Raw genomic sequence first — 19,457 nt, 5'->3', positions numbered from 1 at the left:
ATCCCTTCTGAAAAATTTCCATGTATACTAATGATGGAATAGTTTGATAGTTCTTGATGTTTATTAAAGTATACATATGTCTGATAAAATAAACAATAGAAAATGGTGAATAATAATGGAACAGATGAGTCGAAATTTAGCATTTCAATTAAAAAAAATACGACAGCAGCGCCATTTAAGCTTAGATGATGTTTCTAAAGCTACAGGTGTAAGTAAGGCGCAACTTGCACAGATTGAAAAGGGAGAAGCGAATCCAACTGTATCAACCATTTGGAAAATTGCTGCAGGGATGCGCATTTCTTTTTCCTCTTTATTACAGCCACCAACAGCTCATTTCATGAAATATAGCAGTGATGATGCACCACATGTAGATGAAGATGAGGGGCGCTATCGCGTATATTCGATTATTCCTTATAATCCGGAGCGTGGCTGGGAGTTTTACAAGATCGAAATGGAGCCAGGTGCCTTTAGTAGGAGTGAAGCACATACGGAAGGGGTAGAAGAAACTGTAATTGTTATACAAGGACAAGCTGTTATTTCTGCTGGCGATATGCATGAATTGATTAAGGAAGGGGATACATTGGTATTCTCAGGTCATCAGCCCCATGAATATAAAAATACTTCGGAAGCATTAACGATTTTACATTTAATTTTGCAGTATAAATAGAGGTGTCGATTTTGAATGAATGGTTTACTGTAGAAAATATTGAACATGTAGCAGCACAATATCGAACGCTTGGTCCAGTCATTGGATTGCTATTACCTTTTATAGAAGCATTTTTACCGTTTTTACCTTTGGTTGTCTTCGTTGTGGCCAATGCCAGCGCTTTTGGATTATGGTTTGGTTTCTTGCTATCATGGCTAGGCTCTGTAGCTGGGTCATATGCAGTGTTTTTACTAGTTCGACATTTTGGCAAGCACCCGAAGCTGCGATTTGTCACAGGGAGTAGTAAGGTCAAGAAGCTAATTAAATGGGTAGATATGAATGGTATTAGCCCACTGTTTGTGTTACTTTGTTTTCCATTTACACCTTCTGTAATTGTCAACATAGTAGCCGGGCTCTCCCATATTCATAAAAAATTTTATTTAGTGGTGTTGTTAGCAGGTAAGTTTGTCATGATTTTAGGAATGAGCGTGCTTGGCTATGATTTAAAATCGTTACTGACAAGCCCTGTAAGACTAATTATTGCAGCAATTGCCATTGTCTTACTTTGGTGGATCGGCAAGCTTATAGAGAAGCGATTAAACGCACGTGTGGAGAGAGATCTAAAGCAAGCGCGAAAATTGACGAAACATCATTAAGTATGGAAGTTGAATATACACATCTAGCCCCTTGTATCATGTAAAATGAGAGAAGGGGTTTTTATCTTATTAGGAAAGAGAGTTAATGCTCAGATAGAATGAAAAGTGCTCTGGTACAAGCTGAAAGTGCTCAGATAGAATGGAAAAGTGCTCCGATCCATGTGAGAAGTGCTCGAGTTGAAGAGAAATCTGCTCCGATCCATGTGAGAAGTGCTCGGGTCGAAGAGAAAAGCGCTCCGATCCATGTGAGAAGTGCTCGGGTTGAAGAGAAAAGCGCTCCGATTCATGTGAGAAGTGTTCAGGTGGAAGAGGAAAGTGCTCTGATCCATGTGGAAGTTGCTCGGGTCGAAGAGAAAAGTGCCCCGATCCATGTGAGAAGTGCTCGGGTCGAAGAGAAAAGTGCTCCGATCCATGTGAGAATTGCTCGGGTTGAAGAGGAAAGCGCTCCGATTCATGTGAGAAGTGCTCGGGTCGAAGAGAAAAGCGCTCCGATCCAAGTGGAAAGTGCTCAGGTCGAAGAGAAAAGCGCTCCGATCCATGTGAGAAGTGATCGGGTTGAAGAGAAAAGTGCTCCGATCCAAGCTGAAAACGCTCATGCTTATCTGACATGAAACGTTCAAAATACAGGTTTATCAATAAAAAATTATAGATACAGGAGGGGAACCGTATATGACATTACGTATTGTTTCAGGACGATCAGGAACTGGTAAATCAACATTTATCCATCAAGAGATTGTTGAGCAATTAAAATCAGAGCCATTAGGTCATCCGATTTTTGTGATTGTACCTGACCAAATGTCTTATTCAACAGAGTATGAATTAACGAATAAGCATGGCTTACAAGGCTTAATTCGTGCACAGGTTATGACATTTAAACGATTAGCATGGCTTGTATTACAGGAAACTGGTGGTATTGCACGAAAAGAAGTAAATGGTTATGGCTATCGAATGCTTATTCGTAAACTGTTAGAGGAACAAAAAGATGAATTTTCATTATTTCGCCAAGCTGCTGGAAAAAGAGGCTTTACGGAGGAAATTGAGACACTCTTACGCGAGTTTAGTCGCTATAGTGTCAATAGCTCAGTGCTTGCAGAAGTAACAGCATCATTAAAAGTCATTGATGCTCCACATACATTACAAGCTAAAACCAATGACTTACAAGTAGTTTTACAAGCTTTGGAAACTCGACTTGGGACAACATATGTCGATAGTGAGGGCTATTATCCAATCTTAACTGAGCATTTGAAAGACTCAGAGACGATGAAGCAAGCAACTATTTATATAGATGGATTTACAGCTTTTACTGTGCGAGAGTTGGAGTTAGTCAAAGAGCTATTAAAGGTAACGAAACAAGTTACAGTTGTTCTGCCCTTTGATCATATGGATGAAGCTTATGATGAGCAGTCTTTATTTCATGAAGGTGCGTTAACAAATCAACGTTTACACGATATTGCAAATGAAGAGGGCATTGATGTTGATGCACCATTACATTTTTACAATACGTATCGTTTTCAAACAAAAGATTTACAGCATGTGGAAGAAAAATTTTCGAATATGTTACCCCAATCAATAGAAACTTCTGGTGATGTTAAGGTATTTGAAGCATCCAATCGACGTGCTGAGATTCATGCCATTGCCCGGGAAATAACAAAGCTGACAAAGGAGGATGGATATCGTTATCAAGATATTGTACTTCTTTATAGACAAGCAGATGTTTATGATCCACTTATTTCAACAATTTTTCAGCAATATGAAATTCCTATTTTTACAAATTCCAAAAAGACTATGCTCCATCACCCATTAATAGAGCTTAGTCGTTCTGTTTTAGAAGTGATCACTTCAAATTGGAAGTATGAGCCAATTTTCCGTAGTGTCAAAACGGATTTATTTTTCCCATTACACGCTGAGCAAAATGTTTGGCGTGAGCGTGCAGATCGTTTAGAGAACTATTGCTTAGCACAGGGTATATATGGTGAGCGTTGGTTTGAGGAATCTCGATGGTTTTTCAAAAAATATCGTGGTCTTGAATTCCATTCAAAGGTGCAAACAGATGAGGAACGGGCTATGCAAGCGGAAATCGAAGCTATTAGAGATGAAATTCGACAACCACTAAAATCGTTACAAGACAAGCTAGATTTCGCGACAACAGGTAGAGATGTAGCGACTGCATTATTTGAGATGATTGAGGAATTAAAGGTCTTTGATAAGTTGCAAGCTATGAAAGACCATGAACTGGATCGAGGTGATGCCTTAGCAGCTAGCGAGCATGATCAAGCATGGAAAGAATGGATCGCTGTGCTCGATCAGTTTGTGTATATGTTTGGGGAACAGCAAATGACTGTAGAGGAAGCAGCAAAGATTCTAGATGAGGGCTTTGATACTTTAGAATTTTCCCGCATTCCACCTACCTTAGATGAAGTTATGGTAGCAACGGTTGATTTAGCTCGATTATCAAATATAAAAGTCGCTTTCGTTTTAGGAATCAATGATGGAGTCTATCCAACACGAATGGAGTATGAGGGATTATTATCAGATGTTGAACGGGAATGGTTTAACCAAATTGGGTACGAGCTTGCACCGACATCTAAAAATCGTTTACTTCAAGAAAATTTCTTAGTATATCGAGCTTTAACGACGCCGTCTGATAAATTGTACCTGTCATATCCTACAGCAGATGAAGAAGGAAAAGCGTTATTATCATCACTTTATATAAAGAAAATAATAGGTAATGAAAATACGTCAGGTCTATTAAGTGGAGTAGCTGTTGAGCGGGTTGTGATGGATCCAATTGAATTATTAGAAGATAATCCACTACCATATTTACGCCATCCACGTACAGCTCTAGCTCATCTTATGATGCAGCTACGCCAAGCTGAGCATAGCCGTGAACTTGCGCCAGAATGGCTGGCATTACAAAAATTTTATGAACAGGATCCTTATTGGGCACTGATTTTTGAACGGGTCCTCCAACCTATTACACATAAAAATGAAGCACAACCACTTGAAACATATATTACGCAGGAGTTATACGGTCAGAAACTAACATCCAGTGTTTCTCGGATTGAGAAATATTTTAGATGTCCGTTTTCGCATTTTACAACATATGGTCTCCGTTTAGAAGAACGTGCAGAATATAGATTAGAAACCTTTGCAATGGGTGACTTATTCCATGAAGCACTGAAATGGATTACAGAGGAAACGCATCGCCAACAGCTGTCATGGGTACGTTTAACAAAACAGCAAATTAAACAATTGGCACGACAAGCTGTGGAGCAAATTGTGCCAGTCTTTTCTCATCAAATCTTACTATCCAGTGCGCGCTATCGTTATATTCAACGTAAGCTTATCCGTATTGTTGAACGGACAATGACGGCATTGACCCAGCATGCCAATGTTTCCCACTTTAAGCCAATTGCTATTGAGGCATCGTTTGGACCAGACCAACATGAACAGCTCCCGCCTCTTGAAATCAATTTAACTGGTGGAAAGAAAATGTTTATGCGAGGTCGTATTGATCGAGTGGATAGCGCGTCTATTGATGATCGCTCTTATTTACGTATCGTAGATTATAAATCTTCAGCTCGTGATTTAGATTTAAATGAAGTCTACTATGGACTTTCTTTACAGGTCCTTACTTATTTAGATGTGGCAATGGAAAATAGCTCTTATTGGCTACCGGGCGAAACAGAGCCGGCAGGGGTACTATATGTACATGTTCATAATCCAATGCTAAAGCTTGACAAGGATTTAAGTGATAGTGAAATTGAAGAGGATCGTTTAAAGCAATATAAGATGAAGGGACTACTATCAGAGAATGCAGAGGCAATATTATCGATGGATGAGCAATTGGAAGAATCAAGTGGGCATTCGAAAATCATTCCTGTGTATATGAAAAAAGATGGTACACCTTCCGAATCTCAGTCAAGAATAGTACCTGTTAACGATATGAAAAATTTGCAGCATTTTGTGCGTCGAAAGCATCAAGAGGCTGGCAATGGTATTTTATCTGGAGATACTTCTATTAGTCCGTATAAATTAAAATCAAAAACAGCCTGTGATTATTGTCAATTTTCTGCTGTTTGTCAGTTTGATCCCACTGATGGCAAGCAAAGTTATCGACAATTAATGCAAGAAAAGCCAAATGAAATCGTTGAAAAAATACGGAAGGAGATGAAGTAACTTGGTACAAGCAATACCTGAAAAACCAACGAATGTTACATGGACTGACGACCAATGGAAGGCTATCTATGCAAGTGGCCAGGATACACTTGTGTCTGCAGCTGCGGGTTCTGGGAAAACAGCTGTACTAATTAACCGTATGATTGAAAAGGTCATAGCCATAGAGAATCCAATTAACGTAGATGAGCTGCTAGTTGTAACCTTTACTAATGCCTCTGCAGCAGAGATGCGTCATCGAATGGCTGAGGCGCTTGAAAAAGCAATTGCAGAAAACCCTACTTCCAATCATTTAAGACGTCAGCTAAGCCTAGTTAATAAAGCGCAAATTTCAACATTACATTCGTTCTGCCTAGCCATTGTAAAACAGTATGCCTATCTATTAGACATCGATCCAGGCTTTCGTATTGCTAATGAGGCAGAGGTTGCCTTGTTAAGGGATGATATTTTAGCAGATGTACTTGAAGCTGCTTACGATTCTGAGGATGAGGTACAAGTTCAAGCAATCTTTCGTTTAGTTGATAGTTTTACATCGGATCGTGATGATCAAGCCATCGAAACGTTAATTAGCAAGCTTTATGATACATCTCGTGTTCATGCAGAGCCGAAAAAATGGTTGGATAGTCTTCCTAAAACATATGAGTTAGCGGAGGATGTGACCATTGATGATTTAGAGTTGTCGAAATATGTGAAATTAACTGTAAAGCATAGTCTTGAAGAAGCATTCGTGTTAATTTCTGAATTGCGAGCAATAACATTACAGCCAACAGGACCAGCTGCCTATGCTGAAACGGCAGAAATTGATTTTGCGATGATTCAGGAAGGAATTCGTATTAGCCGTGAGGGAAAATGGGAGGAGCTCTTTGAGTATTTTGCCACTGTTAAATGGTCAACGTTAAAGCGAGTGTCCAAGGATGCTTTAGTAGATGTGGAGTTACAGGAGCTTGCAAAGAAAAAGCGAGAAACTGCTAAAAAAATTGTTAATAAAATAAAAGAAACCTATTTTGTTAGAACGCCTGCCCGCCTGCTAGAGGAAATTCGTCTAATGGCTCCAACAATTGGCACATTAGTTGGACTGACAAATTTGTTTAGTGAACAGTTTCGTCTAGCAAAATTAGAGCGTGGAATTATAGATTTCTCAGATTTAGAGCATTTTGCACTTCGAATTTTAACAGAGGAAGTAAGTGGAGATTTACAGCCATCACCAGTTGCATTGGATCTAAAAAAGCGCTTTAAAGAAGTACTTGTGGATGAATATCAGGATAGTGCGACACGTTGCTAATTGAAAAGATTAGCCACTAGCATATTTGCTAGGAGAACTAAGAAATCAGATGAGTCGAATGATGAGGTAACGCTCTGAAAGGCTCGACCTAATCCTCCGAATAGCATCAGCATAGGCAATTATGAAGGTGTTATAAGCTCGGTGAAGTCAGTTGAATATCACCCTAATTACAGGAAAGCGGAGTGGAGGCACTTTGTGTGGTAGATAGACTGGGGTTCTATAAAAATACTCATGGTTAGAATGTAGGGAACAACACTTCCTACTGACGAAATTCCGAATGTACGGCTCTAGAGGTATAGGTATTCGAAAGGGTACACCAACTTATTGTTGGGTTAGTGAGGTGGAGTAAGATTTGTCTTTATGAAACACCTTATAGTGTTACAGGCACTATCCAGCTAACAGGGTTAGAGGAATGACTTAAAGGTATTAGATGTACAGATATGATTTCTTGGAACGTGGTAAGCTGGCTACGTGGAGAGATTGCACTCGTTGAAGCGGTATGAGGGAAAACGTCTATAGTATAACCTCATTTTAAGCACAGTGAAAGTGATGGCACAGTACCAGTGAAGCCGTGATAATAAGCGGTGGAGGGATAGCCATTAGTCAATTTATGAATAACTAAAACATTACTTTATACTATCAGGTTCTCGTATGACTAAAAGAAATGCAATCGCCAAAAGAAGTAATAAAGTGGTGAGAGTATTGACTGAAACAGCAAACAAGAAAGTTTTAAAACGACAGTCCTTACGAAACAATGAATATTACGATATGCAACAAACCTTAGATGACCTTTACAAAGCAAGTCAAATGAACAAACGCTTTAAAAATCTGTATGAATTGATTATTAATAGAGAAAATATTTTACTGGCATATCGAAATATCGAGAAAAACAAGGGTTCTTTCACCAAAGGTATTAATGAATCGACAATCGTTACTATCGGAGAAAAAGACCCGAACGCATTAATTGATTATGTCAGAAAAAGACTTGAAAACTTCATACCACACAAAATAAGAAGAAAAGAAATACCAAAAGCTAATGGAGGGATTCGACCACTCGGCATTCCGACAATCGAAGACCGAATCATTCAACAATGTATTAAACAAATTCTAGAGCCAATATGCGAAGCGAAATTCCATAATCACAGTTACGGTTTTCGACCGAACAGAGGAACTTTACATGCATATTCTAGAGCAGTAACATTAGCAAACATCAACAAACTGCACTATGTGGTTGATATTGACATCAAAGGTTTCTTCGATAACGTCAATCATGGCAAACTTCTTAAACAAATGTGGTCAATGGGTATCCAGGATAAAAAAGTTCTCTCAATCATAAGTAAACTACTGAAAGCAGAAATTGTAGGAGTAGGAACACCTAATAAAGGGACTCCTCAAGGTGGTATTTTATCACCGCTACTATCTAATATTGTGCTAAACGAATTAGATTGGTGGATAAGTAATCAGTGGGAAACGTTTGAAACACAGAAAAACTATGAGCGTAAAAGAATTATTGGTGGCAAGGTTAGACTTGATAGGTCAGTGAAATATAGTACCTTAAAAAGAGCCACAAGCTTGAAAGAAATGTTCATTTGCTTCAGAAGTGCCCAAACTCAATGCAACAATTCTAGGGCTTCATAACTTCTATCAGCAAGCAACGATGGTAACGAAAGATTTTAGTGAAATTGCATTTTCAGTCAAACGAACCTTATATAACAGCTTGAAGAAAGTTTCATCGGATAAAGGTGAGCCAAGTACGTACTACAAGAAACATTTCAAAGATTATCTTGGCAAGAAAAAGATATTCGTTGCGAAAGTAGCGATATTCCCTATCGATGGAATCAAACACAAAAGTCCAACAAACTTTACGCAAGAAATCAATAATTATACAGTTGAAGGTAGAAGTCTGATTCATAAAAAGCAAAAATCAGTATCAGAAGAAGTTGTAAAGTATCTCATGAAAAATCCTGTAATCAATCGTAGTATTGAATACAACGACATCGTATTTCTAAATACATTGCTCAAAAAGGGGTTTGCTTGATCACAGGAGAAGCACTCATCCTGAAAAATATGGAATTACATCACATCGTTCCGAAGGCAAAAGGTGGAAACGATAAGTATGACAACTTAGTTTTTATAACGAAAGAAGCCCATAAACTGATTCATGCCACAACAGAAGACATAATTAATAAATACCTTCAAATGTTAGAGTTAACAAAACAAAGTTTGGACAAAGTAAATAAACTTCGTGTTAAAGCTGGAAATAAAGTATTAGTTTAAAGATTCATAATTGATGGAACGCCGTATGAGAGGAAACTCTCACGTACGGTGTGAATGGGGGGAAAAGCTGGAGATGACCTCAAAGGCTTACCTATCCATATCAAATATGCTCCAAGAAACAATTTTACAGCTTGTGAAAACAGGTGAAGAGCTAGATGGAAATCTCTTTATGGTGGGAGACGTCAAACAAAGTATCTATCGCTTCCGTTTAGCAGAACCAAAGCTCTTTATGCGCAAATATGGGGAATTTATGGAGACGCCTGATACGACTGGTATGCGCATTGATTTAAATGCAAACTTCCGAAGTCGGAAAGAGGTATTAAACGCTACAAACTATATTTTTGCACAGATTATGGGTGAGCGTGTTGGGGAAATTTTGTATGATGAAAAGGCCTCATTAAAACCAGCGGCTCCTTATGATGATAGGGAGGTGCCTGTAGAGCTTGTTATTATGCATCCCCCTTTGGAAGAGGAGCTGGAAGAAGAATCAGAGGATATAACAACAGAAGAAGCCTCAGAGCTAGAAGAATTAAAAAATTCACAGTATGAGGCTCGATTTATTATTGATCGTATTCGGCAGATGATGGAGGATGGAACGACTGTTTTCGATACCAAAACAAAGACTGAACGTCCGTTAAAATATAGTGATATAGTGATTTTAATGCGCTCAATGACTTGGTCAACGGACTTAGTAGAAGAATTTAAGCTTGCTGGAATTCCACTCTATGCAGAGTCCTCTAAAGGTTATTTTGATGCGTTAGAGGTTATGATTATGCTGAATGTACTGAAGGTCATCGATAATCCCTATCAGGATATTCCATTAGCCTCTGTACTCCGTGCTCCTTTTGTTGGCTTAACCGAAAATGAGCTGGCGAAAATTCGGTTAGCGGATACTAAGGCTCCATTTTATGATGCATTAAGGCAATTTATTCGCAGTGAAGGGCATGGTGTACAATCTGTCACATTTGAGAAGCTGCAACGTTTTATGCTGGCATTTGAGAACTGGCGAGATTTAGCACGCCGTGGCTCGCTGTCTGATTTAATTTGGAAAATTTACTTAGATACACATTATTATGAGATGGTTGGTGCCATGCCGAATGGCAAACAGCGTCAGGCTAATCTACGAATTTTACATGATCGAGCTTTAATGTATGAACAAACTGCTTTTAGAGGACTATTTCGTTTTTTACGCTTTATTGATCGAATGCGTACACGTGGAGATGACTTAGGAACAGCCAAATCCATCGGAGAAAAAGATGATGTTGTGCGTCTTGTTACGATTCACTCTTCAAAGGGATTAGAGTATCCAGTAGTATTCGTTGCTGGGATGGGCAGACCATTTAATAAAATGGATTTCCATCTACCTTATTTATTCGATCAAGATTTTGGTCTTGCTGTAAAGGCAATTGATCCAGATAACCGTATTATGTATACATCCTTACCATTTCTAGCATTGAAGGAGAAAAAAGAACTGGAAATGCGTGCGGAGGAAATGCGTGTATTATACGTAGCGATGACACGTGCAAAGGAGCGATTAATCTTAATAGGCTCAGTGAAAAATTGGAGTAAAACACGTGACAATTGGCAGGATGCACAAAGTCTATCCTTGGATGTTCCACTACAGGAGTATTTACGAGCAAGGGCAAATAGCTACTTCGATTGGGTAGGTCCTGCCGTTGCAAGACATGATGATTTTGTATCCATTGCTACAACATCATATCAACCATTGGATGATGTCTCACATTGGTGGATACGTCCGATTAAAACTAGTCATTATATGTACGATATACATGCGATAAAAAATGAGGGGCAACAATTATTTGAAACGCCAGAGGATGAAGCCGTGCTGACAACAATTACGACACGCTTTCAAGCGCAGTATCCTTTTCAAAAATCCACACAGAAGCGTTCAAAAACATCTGTCAGTGAAATTAAACGTTTGGAAAATTTGCAACGGCAAAATGAGCCTGAATATTATTTTACTTCACCTACTAAGCAGCAAGCGACATCCATTGCACCAAGACCAACCTTTTTACAGCAACAACAGCTCACAGGTGCAGAAATAGGAACAGCCATTCATACGGTTATGCAGCATATACCTCAAAATGGTTTTCTGAATCTCCAAGAGGTACAGGAGTTTGTTGCTAATTTAGTGACAAGGCAGCTGCTGACAGAGACTGAGGGACAAATGGTTTCTGAAGAGAAAATATTTAATTTCTTTACAACAGAGATTGGACAGCGCTTAAAAAAAGCACGACAACTCAGAAGAGAAATGCCGTTTACCATTAGTAGAGTAGATGAGGATGGTGATGCTCAAATTGTACAAGGTATAATTGATTGCTTATTTGAAGATGAAAATGGTAATTGGGTGTTGCTAGATTATAAGACAGACCGTATTCAATCTCATTTTGCGGAGGAGCCAGCGTTATCGAAGGAATTATTAGGACGATATGGTGTTCAGCTAAAAGTTTATAGTGAAGCGATTGAATCGATCCTTCAGATTCAAATTAGTGAAAAAGTATTGTACTTATTTGACATTGAACGATCCATACATGCGTAGACAAGACCATTGCAGTGAACAGAGCTTTTCTAACAGGGAGAGGCTCTGTCTCACTACAGTGTAAAAAGAAAGAGGAGGTTATGTTGTGGATTTCAAACCGACAATGTTGCAGGAGCGTATTGCAACATTAGATATTTTACGTGGTATTAGTTTGTTAGGGATTTTACTCGTTAATATGTTTGCTTTTTATTTACCGATGCCCTATATTGACCTAGCATCATGGTTTACAACACCATCAGATATCGTTTGGCAGCAAAATTTAGATATTTATGTACAGAGCAGCTTTTATCCCCTATTTGCAATGTTATTTGGCTATGGACTCGCTATGCAATGGAGAAAAGCACAGAGCCGTCAGCAAAACTTTTATACGATAGGGCTGCGACGACTTTCGGTCTTATTTTTATTTGGACTGCTGCATGCTTTGTTACTCTGGTGGGGCGATATTTTAATGATGTATGCTTTTTGTGGCGTGTTTTTATTATTATTACTACGTCTTCAGTCAGTCTGGTTAGTGACAATTAGTGTGATTATTAATGGTGTTTTCCAAGCCTTTATGTTATTTGTTGTAGGATTTATTCATCTTGATACAAAGGTCGATGAGTATTTAAATATTACATCCGTTGAGAAAGCAATAACGGCTTATGGTACTGGTAATTGGATTGATGCCTTTATGCAGCGTTTAACTGATTTATCGATTCAAGCAGGTATCGGAATGTGGTTTGTCTCTTTATTTACAATTTTACCGTATATGCTATTAGGTGCTGCAGCGTCCAAATGGCGTTTAGTGGAGAGAGCAAGAGAACTGAAGTGGCTATGGCTGACTTTAGCGGTAAGTGGGTTGGCAATTGGTATATTTGTGAAAAGTTTGCCTGTTATGTTTACGCGTACGTATCTTTTTGATTACTTAAAGGTTTACATAGGAGGTCCGATTTTATCTATCGGTTATATAGGGCTTATTGTATTACTTTGCTTACTTCCTGTTGTTCCAAAGCTATTAAGCCCCTTTGCAAAAATTGGACGAATATCGTTAACAATGTACATACTTCAATCGGTTATTGGAACGATTTTATTTTATCAATTTGGATTTGGCTGGTATGGGAAAGTAAGTGTAGCAACGGGAGTGTTAATTGCACTAGGCATAATTATTGTGGAAATGATACTAGCAGAAATTTGGCTAACGAAATGGAGACAAGGTCCTTTAGAAGCGATTTGGCGTAAATTAACATATAAAATAAAATTGAATGAAGGTTAAGTATTTTCTGCTTCGATAGCATAAAGTATGAAGAATTAACAACAATAAAAATTGTTATCGCAAAAGTAAGGCAATTTCTATCATATTGTTGTATTATGTAGAAAAAAGAAGGAGCTCTTTAAATCATGAAAATTTTATCGTTTAAATTAGGTGGACATGTTAGTTTTGGACCGAAAGTAAAAAAAGAAGAAGCGGTATGGGATGTGCTCGCTATTCAAAATGAACTTCAAGTTCTCCCTTCTTTTTCCAGTTCGATTGTGGATGGCATTGCGTTAGGCTTTGATTTCGTTGAACAGATTCGTAAATTAGTAGAAGCGGCTGAAAAATCAGACCGTGCAGAAAGCTTTAAACGTGAATTTACAGTGATAGAATGGTTATCACCAATTCCACGTACACCAAAAAATATTATGTGTGTTGGTAAAAACTATGATGAGCATGCAAAAGAAATGGGTGCAGAGGCAGCACCAACAGATTTAATGATATTTACAAAATCTCCAACGGCAATTGCGGCTGATGGTCAAACAATTTCGATTCACGCAGATCTTTCTTCGAAACTAGATTATGAAGGTGAGCTTGCTATTGTTATTGGTAAACGTGGTAAAAATATACCGAAAAACTTAGCATATGATTATGTATTTGGCTACACAATTGCTAACGATATTACAGCTCGTGATTTACAAGAAAAACATAAGCAATTTTTCTTAGGAAAAAGCTTAGATGGAACTTGCCCACTTGGACCATACCTTGTGACGAAAGATGAGATTCCAAATCCACAAGATTTAACAGTTGTCACAAAAGTGAATGATGAAGTGCGTCAAAATGGCTCAACAAAGGATATGATGTTCTCTGTAGAAGCGCTCGTATCCATTTTATCTCAACATGTAACATTAGAGCCAGGTGATGTTATTTTAACAGGTACGCCAGCTGGTGTTGGTAAAGGCATGAATCCGCCACAATTTTTAAAGGCAGGAGATACTGTAAAAGTATCGATTCAAGGCATTGGTACATTAGTAAATCATTTTGAATAATTTATTCGAATCCGCGTGAGTTTTTGCTCCGCGGATTTTTAAGTATATTATGTGAACACTATTGTAATGTTTGAAACCCTTTCCATCACATGATAGGATAGAATTTGATAGAAAAAAGAATATGAGGTGAAAGAAAATGAGTTTTTTAATAAGAACAGATTTGCATATTACAACTTGGGTGGTTGCTATTGTCATTTTTTTAATTGCTTCATTTATGGGCAATAAGTCAAAGGGCTTACATATGACATTACGTTTATTCTACATTTTAATTATCATTACTGGACTCATACTATTTAATGAGGGAAGAAGTTTTGGCATGGGTATGCTTTATGGCTTTAAATTCCTTGGTGGTATTTTAGTAATTGGTATGATGGAAATGGTATTAGTTCGCCAAAAGAAAAATAAATCAACAGTTATGTTCTGGATCTTATTTGCTATATTCCTATTCATCACATTGTTCCTAGGCTTTAAGCTGCCAATGGGTCAAGATTTCTTAGCATAATCCTTGTAAAAGTCGTGAAGTTTTCGCTTCCCGGCTTTTATTTTTTGTAGAATGGTTATAGAGCTTCGTGGCTGCTCGGGTAGAGTGTAGAATTGCTCAGGTATATCGAAGAACCGCTCAGGTAGAATGACGAACTGCTCAGGTTTACCGAAGAATTGCTCGGGTAGAGCGAGACATTGCTCAGGTTTACCGAAGAACCGCTCGGGTAGACTGTAGAACTGCTCAGCTTCCCCAATAACGGGCATCAAAAGGAAAAGTTGACACCTTTTTGCCGTAATTCATTTTGCATTTTCGGAAAATATTTTGAAATGATAGCGACGTGACTGTTTTATTTGGTAAAATGACGATGGATTGGTTTGAAAGAGAGGGAATGAAAGTGAAATTCAAGAAGTGGATAAGTGCAACAGCTGCAACGCTTTTACTAGCAACTTCATTAATAAGTGCAGCACCAATAGCACATGCTGATGAAATGTCGACAAGAACGATTGCAGAAGAAAGCATCTATGATTTACTCGTTGACCGTTTCTTTAATAGTTCGAGCACTAACGATTTTGATACAAATACGCAAGACCCTTCAAAGTTTGCAGGTGGTGATTTTACAGGTCTACAAGATAAGCTGAATTTCATTGGCGAAATGGGCTATACGATTGTTTCTATTGGTCCTATTTTTTCTACAGAGAAATACGATGGATCAATGCCAACAAGCTATTCGACAATCGAGCGTCATTTTGGGATATCAGAAGAATTTCAAAGTGTTATAGAGGCCTATAAAGCAAAAAATATGGCTATCATGGTTGATTTTCCACTCAATAATGTAAGTCCAAATCATGAATGGGCAAAAGATTCTGCGAAACAAGATTGGATTGCTTCTACAAATAATGGTCAAGTACAGTGGGACTTAACGAACAAAGAGGTGCAGGACGCGCTTATTAAATCAGCAACAGACTTTGTCTCTACATATGATATTGGCGGAATCCGTCTAACAAATATTGCAGACGCTGATACAGCATTTATCAATGATGTAATAGCTGCATTAAAAGATGCGAAAAAGTCTCTCTATGTCATTTCAAATGAAGCAAGTGATGCCAATTTTGATGCAAGCTTTTCACCATCAACTGCTGATATTTACCGTAATATTTTTAAAAATGTTGATATGGATTCGTCCAAACTAATGGAGCCTATTACAGGTGAGAAACCTACACAAATTATGGTGGATTCGTTAGAAACGCACCGTTTTACTTTCGATTCTGCAAATGAAAATATGTTCCCACCGACTCGATTAAAAATGGCAATGGGTGCTTTATTTATGCTACCAGGGATTCCAGTTGTGCAATATGGTACAGAAATTGCAATGAACGGTGAAGCGAAGCCAGATACACATCAAATCTTCAATTTTAAAACAGATGAAGAACTCATCGATTATATTAAAAATGTCCAATCATTACGCAATAAATCAGCTACATTACGTAAAGGTGATTTTGAAATCATCACTAATGAAAATGGTTTACTAGTGTTTACACGTACATCTGATGAAGAGAAGTGGGTCATTATGGTCAACAATACGGGTAAAACACAGCGTGTGGATTTAACACCAGCCCAGCTAGGCGAAGGTAAAATGCTAAATGGTATTTTACATGAAGAGAAAGTCCGTATTAATGAAAAGGATGTTTATCCAGTTATTTTAGATCGTGAAATGGTGGAGATTTATCAGGTTAAAAATGATGAAGGATTCAATATACCTTATATGATAGCACTTGGATTAGTGTGGGTAATATTTATAGGGTTTGTCTTTGTAATTATTAAACGTGGTAAAGTACGACGTCAGGAGCAGGAAGTTCAATAAAAAATTGTAAACCCCTCTACACAGTTTGTCTGTGTAAAGGGGTTTTTGTCTTAAGCATGATAGCTTTTATTCGTAAAGAAGATGGCAATTGTACCTGGTCCTACGTGTGAGCCGATAGCTGAACCAATCATTGTTACTTGTATGTCTTTAGGAGAAAATCTTTCTTGAATGGCGGCTTTTACGTCGCTTGCAAAAGCTTCATCATCACTATGGCTGATACCAACAACTTTCTCAGAGAAATTTTCACCGCGCTCTTGCATTAATTCTAACATGCGAGCAATTGCTTTTTTGCGTCCGCGCGTTTTTTCAATGGGTACAAGCTTGCCATCTTCTACATTTAAAATTGGCTTAATACTAAGAAGCCCACCTAAAAACGCACTTGCCTTGGATACACGCCCACCTTTGGCAAGATAATCTAAATCCTCTACTGTAAAAAGGTGCTCCATTTGAGGGGCTAGGGCAGTAATTCTAGCTTCGGTGTCCTCTAATGAAGCTCCTAAGTTTCGAAGACGAACCGCTTCTTCGACTACTAGCCCATGACCTAATGAAGCACATTTAGAGTCAATGATCGCCAATTTAAGTGATGGATATTGCTCTTGTACTTGATTGCGAATCATGACAGCAGTACTATAGGTGCCAGATAATTCTGATGAAAAGGCGATATAAATTCCTGACTCCTCATTTTTTGCTAGACTTTCAAAGTGCTTAAGAAAAAGCTCTGGTGATACTTGTGATGTTTTTGGGCGGGCGCCTTGACGAATAGCATTGTAAATCTCTTTTGAATCAATTGACACGACATCATCATATTCATTGTTGTTCAAATGCACTCGTAATGGCAAAAGAACGATTTCATTCTCTTCGTAGTAAGACTTTGGCAGATCACATCCGCTATCAGTAAATATCTTCATCATTTTGTCCCCCTACATTCATTTTTTCACTTTAATTTGAGTTACCCTAGTATTTTAATAAATAGACTAACATTGAGGTCTATAGAGTACATGTTTGTGTGAAAAATTCCCTGAAAAAAATTTAAAACTTACTAACTATGATAATTTTAAGCGTTCAATGAGTATTTTAGCAATACCGTCATCATTATTGGATGTTGTAATTTCATTGGCAATATTTTTTAAAGTCGCAATCCCATTACCCATTGCTACACCAAGCCCAGCATACTCAATCATTTCTAGATCATTATCTTCATCACCGAATGCGATAATCCGATCGCGTGGTATTCCTAAATCCTTTGCGACGTGTGCAATTCCTACTGCTTTATTTAAGCCGCGTCGAACAATCTCAATAATATGAAGTGGCGCACCCCAGCGACGATGCTCAATAACCTCTGCATGTACAGCCTGCAAATGATCACGGATAATCATCGAGTTTACTTCATTTGCTTGAATCAGAAGGCTTGTTGGATTTTCTAATAAGTGGATATAGAGATCACCAAGCGTAATTTTTGGATTCCCCATATTAAATATATTTAATATCCGTTCATCCTCTGTATGCACGTAAATATCATCCTTTACTTCAGCAATAATATTTTCGTATTCATAGGTATTTATCGAATCAACGACATCATGTACAACCCCTAAATCGATTGGCGTATGCACAGTCTGCCATGCAGCATTTTTTGGATGATGGACGTAAGCACCATTAAAATTTACGATAGGTGTTGTCAGGCCAAGCTCATGATAGTAGATATCACTTGCTCGATATGGTCGGCCAGTAGCAATCATAACCTGGTGACCCTGTTCCTTTGCCTGCAATAATGTTTTTTTCGTTTTTGCTGAAATTTGCTGTTGATCAGTTAATAAAGTACCGTCTAAATCTAAAACGATTAAATGAGGTTTCATAGCTCGTTGCCCCTTTCCTATAGTTTGAATAGTATCTCTTTGTTATCCATTCGTCAAAATTTTGTCACAGTGAAAAAAGTTTGCTAACATAAAGAAGAGACAAAAGTTGGGAGTGACAAAAATGATTGTAGAAAAAGAAATGTGGGGAAATATTCCATTATTGCATATACATAATGAACATATGAATGAAGAAACCCCCGTCGTAATTTTCTTACATGGCTTTATGAGTGCGAAAGAACATAACTTACATTATGCATATCAATTAGTAAATAAAGGGGTGCGTGTCCTATTACCGGATGCTAAATTCCATGGTGATCGGAGCGAGGGTCTAAATGAGATACAAATGAATAACCATTTTTGGAATATCGTTCTAAATTCTATTCATGAGATAGAACAATTATATAATGGATTAAAGGATAAACATTTATTAGTACATGATAAAATTGGTATTGCTGGTACGTCAATGGGAGGGATTGTCACTTCTGGCTGCTTAAAACGCTATGGGTGGATACAAACTGCGGCAGTATGTATGGGAGCTCCAGGCTTTGTAAAATTAGGTGAATACCAATTACAGCAGTTTGCTAAAAGTGGGGTGCAATGGCCAATGTCAGAGGAAGAAATACAGCAGGCTAATGAGCTTCTTGCCACTTATGATGTCACACGAACACCAGAAAAATTTGCACATCGTCCAGTGCTATTTTGGCATGGAGAAATGGATAAAACAGTCCCTTTTAAAGAAACGTATGATTTTTATTTATCTTTGCGCAAATACTATGAGGCAAACCCTGAAGATCTAAAATTTATTGCAGATAAAAAGGCAGGGCATGCTGTGTCGCGAGAGGGCATGTTAGCAGCAACTGAATGGCTTGCGCAGCATTTGGCATAATAAGATGCATCTGCTATGATAAAGTTAACACTATGGTGAAAGGAGAAATGAAATGGATCAAGATATGAAAGATAGCATGTTAGGTGCACTAGAGAATGTAATTGACCCTGAGCTTGGTATTGATATTGTAAACTTAGGTTTAGTATATGATGTAGAATTAGATGATGAGGGTGCTGCAATTGTTACAATGACATTAACTTCTATGGGGTGCCCGCTTGGACCAGTTATTGTGGACCAAGTTAATACAGCTTTAGGTGAACTTCCAGAAGTAAAATCCACGAATGTCAATATTGTATGGAACCCACCTTGGTCAAAAGATAAAATGTCACGCTATGCCAAAATGGCTTTAGGTGTTCGATAATATCAATTTCGCCTTGGCGTAATTGTATCTGCCGCTATGTTTTCGCTACAGAAAACATTTGTAGCAGTCGCTTCGCTTTCGCTACTGAAAACATTTGCTGAATGAAGATAAATAAATCCCCGCTTATAACGGTAA

The 19,457-nt window shown here is 38.1% G+C and carries 12 protein-coding genes and 3 pseudogenes; 13 read left to right on the top strand and 2 right to left on the bottom strand.

What is annotated here, in order from left to right; genetic code table 11:
* The first annotated feature begins 115 nt into the window (after nucleotides 1-115).
* From AC3WOM_RS00355 to AC3WOM_RS00305, 11 genes and pseudogenes are all read left to right on the top strand, one after another.
* Complete coding sequence (locus AC3WOM_RS00355) at nucleotides 116-667, top strand: helix-turn-helix domain-containing protein (protein WP_492444230.1); 552 nt, start codon at nucleotides 116-118, stop codon at nucleotides 665-667.
* 11 nt (nucleotides 668-678) lie between these two features.
* A complete protein-coding gene (locus AC3WOM_RS00350) occupies nucleotides 679-1,302 on the top strand; it encodes a TVP38/TMEM64 family protein (RefSeq protein ID WP_427538641.1) in 624 nt (207 codons plus the stop codon).
* A 302-nt stretch (nucleotides 1,303-1,604) separates the two neighbouring features.
* Nucleotides 1,605-1,913 (top strand): hypothetical protein, encoded by a 309-nt coding sequence (locus AC3WOM_RS00345; protein WP_492444228.1) that lies wholly within the window; start codon nucleotides 1,605-1,607, stop codon nucleotides 1,911-1,913.
* A 58-nt stretch (nucleotides 1,914-1,971) separates the two neighbouring features.
* The gene (gene addB / locus AC3WOM_RS00340) at nucleotides 1,972-5,481 is read left to right on the top strand and encodes a helicase-exonuclease AddAB subunit AddB (RefSeq protein ID WP_492444226.1); all 3,510 of its coding nucleotides are present in this window, start codon (nucleotides 1,972-1,974) and stop codon (nucleotides 5,479-5,481) included.
* Between the two features lies 1 nt (nucleotide 5,482).
* Nucleotides 5,483-6,745: pseudogene (locus AC3WOM_RS00335) on the top strand (UvrD-helicase domain-containing protein); the annotation flags it as partial.
* Between the two features lie 783 nt (nucleotides 6,746-7,528).
* Nucleotides 7,529-9,037, top strand: a pseudogene (locus AC3WOM_RS00330) (reverse transcriptase domain-containing protein).
* Between the two features lie 100 nt (nucleotides 9,038-9,137).
* Nucleotides 9,138-11,597 (top strand): annotated as a pseudogene (gene addA, locus AC3WOM_RS00325) (helicase-exonuclease AddAB subunit AddA); the annotation flags it as partial.
* An 85-nt stretch (nucleotides 11,598-11,682) separates the two neighbouring features.
* Nucleotides 11,683-12,849, top strand: coding sequence for a DUF418 domain-containing protein (locus AC3WOM_RS00320; RefSeq protein WP_427538629.1), 1,167 nt, complete (start codon nucleotides 11,683-11,685; stop codon nucleotides 12,847-12,849).
* Nucleotides 12,850-12,974: 125 nt separating this feature from the next.
* The gene (locus tag AC3WOM_RS00315; RefSeq protein WP_427538626.1) at nucleotides 12,975-13,877 is read left to right on the top strand and encodes a fumarylacetoacetate hydrolase family protein; all 903 of its coding nucleotides are present in this window, start codon (nucleotides 12,975-12,977) and stop codon (nucleotides 13,875-13,877) included.
* Between the two features lie 136 nt (nucleotides 13,878-14,013).
* Nucleotides 14,014-14,379, top strand: a complete 366-nt coding sequence (locus AC3WOM_RS00310) for a YisL family protein (RefSeq protein ID WP_427538623.1) — start codon at nucleotides 14,014-14,016, stop codon at nucleotides 14,377-14,379.
* Nucleotides 14,380-14,749: 370 nt separating this feature from the next.
* On the top strand, nucleotides 14,750-16,222 hold the full coding sequence (locus tag AC3WOM_RS00305; protein ID WP_492444429.1) for an alpha-amylase family glycosyl hydrolase: 1,473 nt from the start codon (nucleotides 14,750-14,752) through the stop codon (nucleotides 16,220-16,222).
* 50 nt (nucleotides 16,223-16,272) lie between these two features.
* On the opposite strand, the gene AC3WOM_RS00300 is transcribed toward AC3WOM_RS00305, so the two are convergent.
* Nucleotides 16,273-17,130: a DegV family protein gene (locus tag AC3WOM_RS00300; RefSeq protein ID WP_492444427.1), complete on the bottom strand. Its 858-nt coding sequence runs from the start codon at nucleotides 17,128-17,130 to the stop codon at nucleotides 16,273-16,275.
* Between the two features lie 135 nt (nucleotides 17,131-17,265).
* On the bottom strand, nucleotides 17,266-18,075 hold the full coding sequence (locus tag AC3WOM_RS00295; protein ID WP_427538617.1) for a Cof-type HAD-IIB family hydrolase: 810 nt from the start codon (nucleotides 18,073-18,075) through the stop codon (nucleotides 17,266-17,268).
* A 121-nt stretch (nucleotides 18,076-18,196) separates the two neighbouring features.
* Here AC3WOM_RS00295 and AC3WOM_RS00290 point away from each other — a divergent pair, with 121 nt between their 5' ends.
* Both AC3WOM_RS00290 and AC3WOM_RS00285 read left to right on the top strand, forming a co-directional pair.
* Nucleotides 18,197-18,961: a prolyl oligopeptidase family serine peptidase gene (locus AC3WOM_RS00290; protein WP_492444220.1), complete on the top strand. Its 765-nt coding sequence runs from the start codon at nucleotides 18,197-18,199 to the stop codon at nucleotides 18,959-18,961.
* 52 nt (nucleotides 18,962-19,013) lie between these two features.
* On the top strand, nucleotides 19,014-19,322 hold the full coding sequence (locus AC3WOM_RS00285; protein ID WP_492444217.1) for a metal-sulfur cluster assembly factor: 309 nt from the start codon (nucleotides 19,014-19,016) through the stop codon (nucleotides 19,320-19,322).
* Nucleotides 19,323-19,457 lie beyond the last annotated feature (135 nt).

It is taken from the genome of Lysinibacillus sp. FW301-JW8 (assembly GCF_058788755.1).
The sequence above is the reverse complement of the archived record's forward strand: the minus strand, read 5'-3'. Positions and strand labels throughout refer to the sequence as shown.

Bases quoted from the DNA above. Each gene is read 5' to 3' on its own strand.
- AC3WOM_RS00295 (WP_427538617.1), bottom strand. From the start codon at position 18,075: ATGAAACCTCATTTAATCGTTTTAGATTTAGACGGTACTTTATTAACT.
- AC3WOM_RS00300 (WP_492444427.1), bottom strand. From the start codon at position 17,130: ATGAAGATATTTACTGATAGCGGATGTGATCTGCCAAAGTCTTACTAC.
- addB (WP_492444226.1), top strand. From the start codon at position 1,972: ATGACATTACGTATTGTTTCAGGACGATCAGGAACTGGTAAATCAACA.
- AC3WOM_RS00355 (WP_492444230.1), top strand. From the start codon at position 116: ATGGAACAGATGAGTCGAAATTTAGCATTTCAATTAAAAAAAATACGA.
- AC3WOM_RS00290 (WP_492444220.1), top strand. From the start codon at position 18,197: ATGATTGTAGAAAAAGAAATGTGGGGAAATATTCCATTATTGCATATA.
- AC3WOM_RS00285 (WP_492444217.1), top strand. From the start codon at position 19,014: ATGGATCAAGATATGAAAGATAGCATGTTAGGTGCACTAGAGAATGTA.
- AC3WOM_RS00305 (WP_492444429.1), top strand. From the start codon at position 14,750: ATGAAAGTGAAATTCAAGAAGTGGATAAGTGCAACAGCTGCAACGCTT.
- AC3WOM_RS00315 (WP_427538626.1), top strand. From the start codon at position 12,975: ATGAAAATTTTATCGTTTAAATTAGGTGGACATGTTAGTTTTGGACCG.
- AC3WOM_RS00310 (WP_427538623.1), top strand. From the start codon at position 14,014: ATGAGTTTTTTAATAAGAACAGATTTGCATATTACAACTTGGGTGGTT.